Source organism: Micromonospora sp. CB01531, assembly GCF_001905095.1.
Taxonomy (GTDB): Bacteria; Actinomycetota; Actinomycetes; order Mycobacteriales; family Micromonosporaceae; genus Micromonospora.
Genome location: NZ_LWLS01000086.1, coordinates 50736 through 61713 on the forward strand (window position 1 = coordinate 50736; position 10978 = coordinate 61713).

13 protein-coding genes and 1 pseudogene are annotated in these 10978 nt (G+C 71.4%); 6 read left to right on the forward strand and 8 right to left on the reverse strand.

The genetic code is table 11. The features are described 5' to 3' along the window. Positions 1–133: 133 nt before the first annotated feature. Positions 134–1330: a sensor histidine kinase gene (locus tag A6A27_RS26030; protein WP_073837284.1), complete on the forward strand. Its 1197-nt coding sequence runs from the start codon at positions 134–136 to the stop codon at positions 1328–1330. Then, the gene (locus tag A6A27_RS26035) at positions 1327–1974 is read left to right on the forward strand and encodes a response regulator (protein ID WP_073837285.1); all 648 of its coding nucleotides are present in this window, start codon (positions 1327–1329) and stop codon (positions 1972–1974) included. Before A6A27_RS26030 ends, A6A27_RS26035 begins: the two co-directional genes overlap by 4 nt. An 83-nt stretch (positions 1975–2057) precedes the next feature. Here the strand turns inward: A6A27_RS26035 and A6A27_RS26040 are convergent, their stop codons facing one another. Further along, positions 2058–3041, reverse strand: coding sequence for a helix-turn-helix domain-containing protein (locus tag A6A27_RS26040; protein WP_073837286.1), 984 nt, complete (start codon positions 3039–3041; stop codon positions 2058–2060). A 226-nt stretch (positions 3042–3267) separates the two neighbouring features. Here A6A27_RS26040 and A6A27_RS26045 point away from each other — a divergent pair, with 226 nt between their 5' ends. Continuing rightward, on the forward strand, positions 3268–4218 hold the full coding sequence (locus A6A27_RS26045; protein WP_241825466.1) for an MBL fold metallo-hydrolase: 951 nt from the start codon (positions 3268–3270) through the stop codon (positions 4216–4218). A gap of 61 nt (positions 4219–4279) precedes the next feature. On the opposite strand, the gene A6A27_RS26050 is transcribed toward A6A27_RS26045, so the two are convergent. Further along, positions 4280–5164, reverse strand: a complete 885-nt coding sequence (locus A6A27_RS26050; protein ID WP_073837287.1) for a dioxygenase family protein — start codon at positions 5162–5164, stop codon at positions 4280–4282. A gap of 31 nt (positions 5165–5195) precedes the next feature. Further along, positions 5196–5678 (reverse strand): MarR family winged helix-turn-helix transcriptional regulator, encoded by a 483-nt coding sequence (locus A6A27_RS26055; protein ID WP_073837288.1) that lies wholly within the window; start codon positions 5676–5678, stop codon positions 5196–5198. 118 nt (positions 5679–5796) lie between these two features. Between A6A27_RS26055 and A6A27_RS26060 the strand changes: the two genes are divergently transcribed. Beyond that, positions 5797–6177: a DoxX family protein gene (locus tag A6A27_RS26060; RefSeq protein ID WP_073837302.1), complete on the forward strand. Its 381-nt coding sequence runs from the start codon at positions 5797–5799 to the stop codon at positions 6175–6177. A 75-nt stretch (positions 6178–6252) separates the two neighbouring features. Here the strand turns inward: A6A27_RS26060 and A6A27_RS26065 are convergent, their stop codons facing one another. Together A6A27_RS26065 and A6A27_RS26070 are read right to left on the reverse strand one after the other, a co-directional pair. After that, complete coding sequence (locus A6A27_RS26065) at positions 6253–6921, reverse strand: response regulator transcription factor (protein WP_443190002.1); 669 nt, start codon at positions 6919–6921, stop codon at positions 6253–6255. Continuing rightward, positions 6918–8210: a sensor histidine kinase gene (locus tag A6A27_RS26070; protein ID WP_073837290.1), complete on the reverse strand. Its 1293-nt coding sequence runs from the start codon at positions 8208–8210 to the stop codon at positions 6918–6920. Before A6A27_RS26070 ends, A6A27_RS26065 begins: the two co-directional genes overlap by 4 nt. A 132-nt stretch (positions 8211–8342) precedes the next feature. Here A6A27_RS26070 and A6A27_RS26075 point away from each other — a divergent pair, with 132 nt between their 5' ends. Continuing rightward, positions 8343–8996 (forward strand): DUF998 domain-containing protein, encoded by a 654-nt coding sequence (locus A6A27_RS26075; RefSeq protein ID WP_073837291.1) that lies wholly within the window; start codon positions 8343–8345, stop codon positions 8994–8996. 4 nt (positions 8997–9000) lie between these two features. Next, positions 9001–9288 carry a DUF1905 domain-containing protein gene (locus A6A27_RS26080; protein ID WP_073837292.1) on the forward strand — a complete coding sequence of 96 codons (288 nt, stop codon included), beginning with the start codon at positions 9001–9003 and terminating at the stop codon, positions 9286–9288. Positions 9289–9352: 64 nt separating this feature from the next. Here the strand turns inward: A6A27_RS26080 and A6A27_RS46245 are convergent. The 3 genes and pseudogenes from A6A27_RS46245 to A6A27_RS26100 all read right to left on the reverse strand — a co-directional run. Next, positions 9353–9638 (reverse strand): annotated as a pseudogene (locus A6A27_RS46245) (nitroreductase family protein); the annotation flags it as partial. 67 nt (positions 9639–9705) lie between these two features. Further along, positions 9706–10107 carry a transposase gene (locus A6A27_RS46250; RefSeq protein WP_241825467.1) on the reverse strand — a complete coding sequence of 134 codons (402 nt, stop codon included), beginning with the start codon at positions 10105–10107 and terminating at the stop codon, positions 9706–9708. Between the two features lie 225 nt (positions 10108–10332). Continuing rightward, positions 10333–10978 (reverse strand): RNA-guided endonuclease TnpB family protein (locus A6A27_RS26100; protein WP_198940454.1); only part of this gene is annotated, 646 nt, incomplete at its 5' end.

The window sequence follows — 10978 nt, forward strand, 5'->3', positions numbered from 1 at the left end:
CCACGAGCCTTCCCGCCAGCACCGACGATGCCATCGGACCGGGGCTTGGACGTGCGGCGACGAAAGAGGCATGGGTGAACCCATCAAAAGTTGGGGGTCGGGCCGGGCGCCGGCCGTTACCGTCGACAGGGCCATGGATCACCAGCAGCCGCGTGTCGCGGCGGTCACGCTGACCCTGCTCCGTCGGGCCGAGCACGTCCTGTTCGTCGCACTGCTGCTGGTTGGCGCCGTGCGCGCCGCAGGGTCCGGCCGTCCACCGGTCGGCGTGCTGATCACCGCGGTGGCGCTGGTGGCCCTGTGGTACCTGCTGGGCGTCGTACTCGCCCGGCGCGCTCGCCGCCCGGTGGTAGCCGGGCTGTGGTTCGCCGGGCTCGCCGCCGGCTGGATCGGGCTGGCCGCGTTGTCGGTGGACTTCGTGTGGCTGGCGTTCGCCCTGTTCCTGCTGGCCATGCAGCTACTCCCGCGGGTGCTCGGGCCGTTGGTCGTCGCGGGGTTGGCGGCGGTGGCGGTCGCCGCGTTCTCGGCACATCAGGGCAGGCTGAGTCTTCCGGCGGTGCTCGGCCCGGTCATCGGCGCTGGTGTGGCCGTCGTGATCATGACCGTCTACCGGGATCTCCGACAGCAGAACGAGCTGACCGCGCGGCTGCTGGCCGACCTCACCGCCGCGCAGGGCCAGCTCGCCGCCGCACAGCGCCACGCCGGCATGCTCGCCGAGCGCGAACGGCTCGCCGGCGAGATCCACGACACCGTCGCCCAGAGCCTGTCCACGATCGTCCTGCTGGTGAAGTCGGCCGCCGGTCGCTGGCTGGACGCTCCGGCGGCCGCCCACCGCCAACTGGACGCCGCCGTCGAGGCCGCGCAGTCGGCGTTGGAGGACACGCGGCGCCTCCTCCGCGCCCTCACCCCCGCCCCGCTGGCCGGCCGCCCGCTCACCGAGGCGCTCGGCCACCTGGTCGACGACAGCCGCCGCCTCGGCCTCGACGCCCGGATCACCGTCGACGGCCTTCCCTACGCACTGCCCACCCTGGTGGAGGTCGCCCTGCTCCGGGTCGGACAGGAGGCCACCGCCAACGTCCGCGCGCACGCCGCGGCCTCCCGGGTGGACCTCACCCTGACCTTCCTGCCCGGGGCGGTCAGCCTCGACGTCGTCGACAACGGGCGGGGGTTCGACCCCGACCAGCCGTTCAGCCCCACGACCGGCACCGGTCTGGGCCTGGCCACCATGCGCCGCCGACTCGCCTCCGTCGGTGGCACGCTCGTCGTCGAATCCGCTCCCGGACAGGGCACCGCGATCAGCGCTGCCATCCCTACCGAAGGGGACCACTCGTGACCCGCGCGCCCCGTCCTGCCGAACCGATCCGCGTCTTCATCGTCGACGATCACCCCATCGTCCGACGCGGGCTGCGGGCGGCGCTGGATGCCGATCCGGGCATCACGGTCGTCGGGGAGGCCGCCACCGGCGTCGACGCGATCGCACAGGTCGAAGCCAGCGCTCCTGACGTAGTCCTCATGGACCTGCACCTGGGGCCAGGCATCAACGGCGCGGAAGTCACCCGGCGGATCCTGGCCCACCCCCGACCACCACGGGTGCTGGTCCTGACCACCTACGACAGTGACGCCGACATCCTGCCCGCCATCACCGCCGGCGCCACCGGATACCTGCTCAAGGACACCGAACCTGACGACCTGCTGACCGCCATCCGCTCCGCCGCCGCGGGCGAGACCGTGCTCGCCCCCGCCATCGCCACCCGCCTGATCACCCGGGTACGCGCTCCCGGGCGGGCGCTGACCGCACGCGAGCTCGAGATCCTGCAGATGGTCGCCGAGGGCTACAGCAACCACGCCATCGCCCGGGCCACGTTCATCACCGAGGCCACCGTCAAGTCCCACCTCGTCCAAGTGTTCAGCAAGCTCAATGTCGACAACCGCACCGCCGCGGTCGCCGAAGGCCGCCGCCGCGGGCTCATTCCCTAGTCGGCATGTGGCCGGCTCCAGTTCCGCTTCTGTGGTGAACCGTCAGGCACCTCCGGCCGGGCATTGGCCTCGGTCCGGCGTGGTTAATCGTCCGGTCGGCCGGCGGTGCGGCGGGAGCGAAACGTCGTGCGGTACACCTGGGGCGGCACCCCGAGTTCCCGGCGGAAGCTGTACCGCAGGTTGCCCGCCGAGCCGATGCCGGTGCGTGCGGCGATCTGCTCGACCGACTCGTCGCTGGCCTCGAGCATCCGCTGCGCGGCGAGGATCCGCTCCCGCATGAGCCACTGGTGCGGGCTCATTCCCGTGAGCCGTTGAAAGCGCCGGGTCAGCGTGCGCGGGCTCATGTGCACCTGCGCGCCCAGGCCGCGCAGCGACCACCGCTGGTCCAGATGCCGGCGCATCCAGTCGAGCAGGTCCGGCAGCGGATCGCCAGGGTCGGGGCTCAGCGGCGAGTCGACGAACTGGGACTGGCCGCCGCTGCGGTAACCGGCCAGCACTAGCCGCTGAGCCAGGGTGGCGGCGGCATCCGCGCCGAAATCTCCGCGTACGACGTGCAGCGCGAGGTCCATTCCCGCCGACATGCGCGCGGCGGTGAGGATCCGGCGATCGTCGACGAACAGGGCGCGCGGGTCCACGGTGGCGGACGGGAAGAGCGAGGCGAGCAGCGGGGCCATCGCCCAGTGCGTGGTGGCCCGCCGCTGATCGAGGAGACCGGCGTAGCCGAGCACGAACGCGCCGGTGCAGATCGACATGATGCGCGCGCCCCGCCGGTACGCGCGGTGCAGGGTCGTCAGCAACGCCTGCGGTGGGACCTCGTGTTCTTTCGTCCAGCCGGGAACGATCAGCAGGTCGGCCCGTTCCGCCTCGTCGAGTCCGTACGGGGCCTGGACGGTGACCCCGCCGTCGAGCTCGACCGGGCCCGGTGCCACGCCGCACGTCCTGGTCCGATACCACGATCCGAACCGGCCGGAGTAGTCCACGCCGAAGATCTCGTTGACAGTCACGTAGTCGAAGCTGCCCGCGCCGGTGTAGGCCAACAGGGCCACCCCGGGTCCGTCGAGCGGCATCGGCGGCCTCCCACCACTCACACCACCTCCGCCCGACCGGCTGTAGGCGGATCGAGGCACATCCTAGAAACCCGGCGGGTGGGTGCGGCGGCGATGTCCGGTCAGGTATCGACAGGATCAGGTCAGCCGCCGGCCAGGCTGTTACGGGCAGGTCGATCCCGGTCCTAGCGTTCGTCCCTGACGCCGGGCGGGTCGAGGGCCCCGGCCCACACGAGAGGCAACTGCTGTGAGTGAGACTTCCCCCCAGTTCGGGCGAAGGACCTTCCTGCTCGCCGCCACGGCCGTGACGGTCGCCGGCTCCACGGGCGTGGCCGAGCTGGCGAGCGCGGCCCCGGCCAGCAGGACGGGGCGAGGGACCGGGGCGTCCCGGTCGGTCGGTGCGTTCGAGGTGATCCCGCTGCTGGACGCGGCCGGGCCCTTCTTCCTCGACCGGCAGGTCGCGTTTCCCGACGCGACGCCCCACGACTGGGACCTCGCCCGGGCCGTCGACCCGGCCGCGTTCGGCCCCGGGGAATCCTGGCAGCTCGACTTCCGCTGCTTCGCGATCCGCGGGCCGCGAGGCCGGCTGATGCTGGTCGACACCGGAGTGGGACCCGACGGCAGTCCCGCAGCGGCCTGGGCGCCGACACCGGGCCGGCTTCCGTCGGAGCTCGAGCGCGCCGGCATCGACCCGGCGGAGGTCGACACGGTGGTGCTGACCCACCTGCACGAGGACCACTTCGGCTGGTCCGTCGGGCTGGACGGGACGCCGATGTTCCCCAACGCCCGGTACGTCGTGCAACAGCGTGAGGTGGCTGCCCTGCCGGACGGCGATGCCGCCCGGTCATACGTCGTCGATCCGCTGCGCACGACCGGCCAACTGGACGAGGTGGGCGGTGCCACCCGACTCGCGTCTGCCCCTGGCCGGGCTGGCGGGTCGATCCGCGTCGTACCCACCCCGGGACACACTCCGGGTCACCAGTCGGTCGTCGTCGACGCCGGCGGCAAGCAGGTGATCGTGACCGGCGATGTGCTGGTCCACGCCGTCCAAATCGTCGACCCCGCGGTGGCCTACCGGTACGAGGCGGACCTCGACGTCGCTCGTCGGACCCGTCAGCGGCTCCTCGACGAGGCGCGCGCCAGCCGCGCCGTGCTGGCCACCGCACACCTGAACCACCCCTGGACCGAACTGGCGTGAGTTACCCAGTGCTGAGGAGTCACGGTCGCCGTGCTGACCCGGGCGTCAACGGGCTGGGGTGCTACCCGACGGTCTGGAAGGAGCGCTTGGAGAAGCCCATCATGTAGCCGTCGATGGCGGTGAGGACCGGTCGGTCGGGTTGGTCGGCAGCCCCGAGGGTGATGAACAGCGGGATGTAGTGGTCGGCGGTGGGATGCGCGTAGGGCATGCCGGGGGTGCGGGTCTGGTAGGCGGCGAGTTCGTCGAGGTCGCCGCGGGCGAGGGCGTCGGCGGCCCAGGCGTCGAAGTCGGACGACCAGGCGGGGACGGCGCCCCGGGTGAACATCTCCCGGGTGACGAACGGCAGGCCGTGTGTCATGAAGCCGGAGCCGATGACGAGGACACCTTCCTCGCGCAGCGGGCGTAGGCGGGCACCCAACTGGAGCAGGCGGGCCGGGTTCTGGGTCGGCATGCTGAGCTGGAGCACCGGGACGTCGGCCAGCGGGTACATGGCCATCAGCGGCACCCAGGCCCCGTGGTCGAGGCCGCGGCTGGGGTGCTGGTGGAGTGGTTCGCCGGCCGGCATGGCCCCGGCCACCCGCTTGGCGAGGGAGCCGGCGTCGGGTGTGTCGTAGCGCAGCGTGTAGTAGCGCGGGTGGAAGCCGCCAAAGTCGTAGACCAGCGGGGTGTGCGCGGCTGACGCGGACAGGCTCAGCGGGGCGCTCTCCCAGTGCGCCGAGATGATCAGGATGCTGCGGGGCTTCGGCAGCGACTGGGCCCAGTCGAACAGCTGCCGGATCCAGGGTCCGTCGTCGAACAGCGGCGGCGCGCCGTGGCTGAGGTAGAGGGCGGGCAGCGGCCCGTCCGCGGGGGTCCACTCCCGTTGGGCCCGGGCGCGGGGGAGGGCGTCGGTGAGGAACTGGTCGTACGCACCGGCGGGCACGGCCGGGTTGAGGATGGAGGTCATGTCGGCGCCTCTCGTGCGGGTGTGGGGGTGGTCAGCCGGGGCAGTTGCCGTCCGGGTCGACGACACGCATGATGCGGCGGCCGATGTCGCGCAGCTGTCGCTGCTGCGCTTTGGTGAGCGGGTCGAAGACGAGGGTGCGTACCGCGTCGACATGACCGGGCGCGGTCTCGACGACCTTGGCCCAGCCCTGCTCGGTGAGGATCGCCAGGGTGTAGCGGCCGTCGGTGGGATCCGGGATACGCCGTACCCAGCCGCGCTTCTCGAGCCGGCCGACCACCTGTGACAGGCGTGAGAGGGACCCTTCGGCCAGCACGGCCAGCTCGCTCATGCGCAGTGTGCGGTCGGGCGCTTCGGACAGCCCGGCCAGCACCTGGTATTCGAAGTGGCTGATCCCGGCATCTCGCTGCAACTGGGCGTCCAGCGACGACGGCAGCCTGATCAGCACGCTGACCAGGGCGAGCCAGGTCTGCCTCTCCTCGGCGTCCAGCCAGCGCGGCTCCTGCGGCGTCTCCATACCTCCAGCATAACTTCACGCCTGAAGTGATCCAGGCCACCTATCACTTGTAGCTTGAAGTGATCCGCTCTACGGTTCGCTCAACGCTTGAAGTCATGAGAGGTCCGGGAGGGCCGTGGTGAACATCGTTCTGTGGATCATCGCCAGTCTGCTGGCCATCGCGTTCCTCGCCGCCGGGGCGATGAAGCTGGTCCAGTCGAAGGAGAAGCTGGCCGCCTCCGGCATGGGCTGGACGGAGAACGCCAGCGCCAGCACGATCAAACTCATCGGCGCGCTGGAGGTGCTCGCCGCGGTCGGGCTGATCCTGCCCGCCGCGCTCGACATCGCCCCCGTGCTGGTGCCGCTGGCCGCGCTAGGGCTCGTCCTCGTCATGCTCGGCGCGATCGTCGTGCACGCCCGCCGCAAGGAGTCCCAGAGCATCGTGGTCAACGTGGTGCTGCTGGTGCTGGCCGCCGTGGTGGCCTGGAGCCGGTTCGGACCCTGGTCGTTCACCTCCTGACCGCGCCGGCCGGCTCAGCCCGCCGTTAGGTGCTGAGCCGGCACCGCCCGTCGAGGGCGCCGGAGCGGGCTGCGATCACCGCCGGTCGCGCAGGGACGGATCGGTACGCAGGTAGGTGAGGACCGCCAGCACCCGCCGGTTGGTGTCGTCGCTGGGCGGCAGGTCGAGCTTGGTCAGGATGTTTCCCACGTGCTTGCCGATCGCCGCCTCGGTGACGTGGAGTTTTGCCGCGATCGCCGCGTTGGAATGGCCCTCGGCGAGCCGCGCGAGCACCTCGCGTTCGCGGGCGGACAGGGCGGCGAGCGGATCGCGGGGGCGGTGCAGCAGCTGCCGGACGACGTCCGGGTCGATGGCTGTGCCGCCGTCGACGACTCGGCGCAGGGTGTCGGCGAACTCGGCGACGTCGGCCACCCGGTCCTTGAGCAGGTAGCCGACGTGCCGGCCGTCGCCGCTGTCGAGCAGCGCGGAGGCGTACTCGGTCTGCACGTACTGGCTCAGCACCACGACGGCCAGGTGCGGCCGCTTCGCACGGAGGGCGACGGCCGCCCGCAGGCCGTCGTCGCGATGGTGCGGCGGCATGCGGATGTCGGTCACGAGCAGGTCCGGCTCGTGCGCGCGGACCGCGTCCAGCAGGTCCGGCGCCGACCCGACGGCGGCGACCACCTCGAAGTCGAACCGGGTCAGCAGGCCGACGAGGCCCTCGCGCAGGAGGACCTCGTCCTCGGCGAGCACGACCCGGGTCATCGGCGGCACGGCAGCTCCACCCGGACGAGGGTAGGGCCGCCGGTCGGGCTGGCGAGCAGCAACCGCCCGTTGACCGCGGCGACCCGGTCGGCGAGGCCGGTCAGGCCGGTGCCCCGGGCCGGGTCCGCGCCGCCCCGGCCGTCGTCCTCGACCTCCACGACGAGGTGGCGATCGGTCTGGGTCAGCCGCACCTCGGCGCGGGTCGCGTGGGCGTGCCGGGCGACGTTGCCCAGGGACTCCGACACCACGAAGTAGGCGGTGGTCTCCACCAGTTCCGGCGCCGGTTGTGTGAGGCCGGCGTGTACGTCGACGGGGATGGTGGCCTCGCCGGCCAGTTCCCGGACGGCGCCGGCCAGGCCGAGCTCGGTGAGGTTCTGCGGGCGGATGCCCTGCACGATCTGCCGGAGCGTGACCATCAGGTCCTTGGCCTGTTCGTGCGCGACGGCCAACGGCCGGGCGGCGGGTGAGTCCTCGGGCACGTCGAGCCGGGCCAGCCCCAGTTGCAGGGTCAGGCTGGTCAGCCGCGGCTGCGCGCCGTCGTGCACGTCGCGCTCGATGCGGCGGCGTTCCGCCTCGTACGCGTCGACCAGGCGGGCCCGGGAGCGGGTGACCTCCCGCAGCGCCGCCCGGTCGTCGGGCGGCCCGCCGAGCAGCCACCGGGCCAGCGCCGTCTGGACGGCGACGAGCAGCCCGGCCAGATACCACAGCACCGGGACGAAGAGGACGCCTACGACGGCGTACGGGATCGCCTGGCGGGCGGTGTCGACCGTGCTCCAGACCACGACGATCTGGTCGGCGTCACCGGCCAGCCAGGGGCTGGCGATCAGCGTGAGGTCCAGCAGGGCGAGCAGCGTGAACAGCCAGTACGCGATCGGCACGACGCCGCCCAGGAAGAAGGCGTAGGCGACCTCCCGCCAGGCCGTGGCGCTGGTGTAGCGCGCCGCCAGGCCCCGGAAGCTGTGCGCGGGCAGTGGGCGCGGGTCGACGATGCCGAGCCGCCACCGTTCGAGCATGGTCACCGGGATGCTCACGATCGGGGCGAGCGCCAGCACGACGAGGCCGGCGACGGTCAGGAACAGGACGATGGGCAGCTCGACGGGGCGGCCCTGCCGTGCCGCGTTGACCACCGCCAGCAACGGTGCCCCGACGACGAGCAGCCCGACCGCCAGCACGCCGGCGACCGGCACAGTGGTGACGGCGTACGCCAGTGCGCGCCAGGGCCATGCGGAGATCAGATAGCCGCGTCGGCGAAGTGCCGCCGCCAGGTGCAGTGGTCCGTCCAAGGTCATGCGAAAGACACTAGCCAGGCGTAACCGGCGGGCCCAGCCGGCTGAATCCACTCTTCGGGTATGCCCAGCCCTACCTGATATTGACGCACTGGGCCCAGTGCGGCGCCACCGCGGGGGCGTTGGACTTGGCCCATGCGTATCCATCGCCTGGGCTCGTACAACTGGCTGCTGGCCACACCGCTGTTCCTGGCCGCGAACGTGATCACCGGGCTGGCGTGGCGGCAGCCGCGCTTCAGCTGGGCCACCCACAACATTAGCGACCTGGGCAATGTGACCTGCGGGGTGTGGGACAGCACCCGCCCGCGCGAGGTCTGCTCGCCATGGCATGCGGCGATGAACGGGGCCATGATCGTCACCGGCCTGCTGCTCGCGCTCGGGGTGCTGCTCACCTGGTCGGCGCTCGGCCGTGGGCTCGCCACCCGGGCGGCGCAGGTGCTGACGCTCGCCGGTGCGAGCGGATACGTCCTGGCCGGGGCGTATCCGGCGGACGTGCACGAGAACAACCACTTCCTGGCGGCACTGCTGATCTTCGTACTGGGCAACGTCGGCATGCTGGTGGCGTCGCTGGCCCGGCGGTCGCCGGTGCTGGGCGCGATGCGCGAGGACAGTCTCGCGCTGGGCCTGACCGGCCTGGCCGGCACGGCCCTGTTCCTGGCCCAGGTCGACCTTGGCTTCGGCGTCGGCGGCATGGAACGGGTGGCCGTGTTTCCCCTGATGGCCTGGACCGTCGCGGTCGCGGTGCGGCTCACGCGTACGCCGCCGGCCGCTGACCGACTCCTATGCTGACCGGATGGACCTGGAGTTCAGCGGCGAGCTGTGGTTCTGGCGGGGACCCGCGCCGTTCCACTTCGTCACCGTCCCGGACGAGCAGTGCGGTGCGCTGGAAGCGGCTTCCGCGGCGGTGACCTACGGCTGGGGCATGATTCCGGTTGCGGCCCGGATCGGGGGCACCGGATGGCGGACGTCGCTCTTTCCGAAGGACGGGCGGTACATCGTGCCGGTGAAGGCGTCGGTGCGGAAGGCCGAAGAGCTCGAGGTGGGCGAGGTGGTTGCGGTACGGCTCACCCTGGACGTGTGAACAGCGACGAGTGCGGGATGTTCGGCACGCCCGCACTCCGCCACCGCGACCACTCAACCGGCCAGCTCCACCGGCCCCGGTTGCACGACCTTGTCAACCGGGCGACGCCGGTTGCGGAGGTCGCGGGGCGGCTCGTCGCTGTAGCCGATCGAGATCGCTCCGATCGGGGTGAACTGCGGCGGCACGCCGAACGCCGCACGGAACGCGTCGATCCGGTCCACCGGCATGCCGAGGAAACACGCGCCCAGTCCGGCGTCGACCGCGGTCAGCAGCATCAGCAGCGACGCCATCCCCGTGTCGATGTCCCAGTACGGGGCGGGCCACCGGGCGGCGTCCGACCGGTCGACGAACCGTTGCTGATTCCGTAGTCGGATGTCAGCAATCCCAGTCTTTCGGCTGGGAAGGTCCGTAACGGTGTCACCGGAGCGCGGGTTGCGCTTCGGTGTCCTGATGACGGTCTCGCGTTTCCTGCTGCCGTTGGTGGGGCAGGGTTTCGCCACCTGCCCGCCCACCCGCGGCGTTGCGGCTGCGGGTGGTGGTGCGGGTCTTGTGGTCGGCTCCACGCGGTTTCGGCGCTTGCACGCCCGGGTCTCCGGCCACTCCGGTACCCGTTGTTGCTGCCGTCGCGAGGGCGGCGAGGTTGCGGGCTGCGTTCTCGTCCCGGTCGATAACCAGGTCGCAGGCATCGCAGGTGAACACTCGGACGTGCAGCGGCAGCTTGGCTTTCACCGTGCTGCAGGCCGAGCAGGTTTTGCTGGAGGGATACCAGCGGTTGGCTACTATCCGCCGGCCGCCGTTCCATGCGGTTTTGTACTCCACCTGGACCCTGCTGGTTAATTGAGGCAGGGTGGCAAGCCGTCGCGGTCACCGACACCCGCCACGCCCGCTACCGCGGCCTACCGAAAACCCACCTGCAACACGTGGCCAGCGCCGCCGCGCTCAACCTCATCCGCCTGGATGCCTGGTTCAACGACGCACCCCTCGACCGCACCAGAACCAGCCACCTCGCCCGCCTGGACCTGGCCCTGGCTGCATAAACATCAATTAACCAGCAGGGTCCACCTGCCGGCGGATCTCCCCGAAGCCGGCGTCGGCGATCTTGCGGGCGAGGCGTCGGTTGCGGAGCATGCCGGCCACGTTGAGGTCTTCGACCACGACGGTGCCGTACTCGGCGGTGATGTCGGTGGTGAGTTTGTGTAGGGCGTCGGCGCGGAGATTCGCCACCCGATGGTGCACGCGGTTGCGTTCGGTGTTCGCGGCGAGCCACCGCCTGGACGGCTTCTGCCTGGTGCGCCGGTCCGGCCCCTGACGGCGGGAGACCCGCCGGGACAGCCGTTTGAGTTGCTTGACCGCGCCGTCGTAGTGCGCCGGGTTCGGCACGAACCGCACTCTGCCCTGGCTCTCGGCGATCACCGCGAGGCATTTCACGCCCAGGTCCACACCCGCCGCCACATCCGGACGTGCCGGAGTCCGGTTGGTGGCGCGCTGGATCTCGACCTGGAAGGAGACGAACCACCGGCCCCGCTCGAAGCGGACCGTGGCGGACAGGATGCGGGCGGTGCCGCCTGCGATACGGCGTTGCAGCTTGCGGGTGGACTCGTGGGTGCGGATCGTCCCCAGGCGCGGCAACGTGACATGCCGCCGGTCCGGCTCCACCCGGATGGCGCCGGTAGTGAACCGGCAAGCCAGC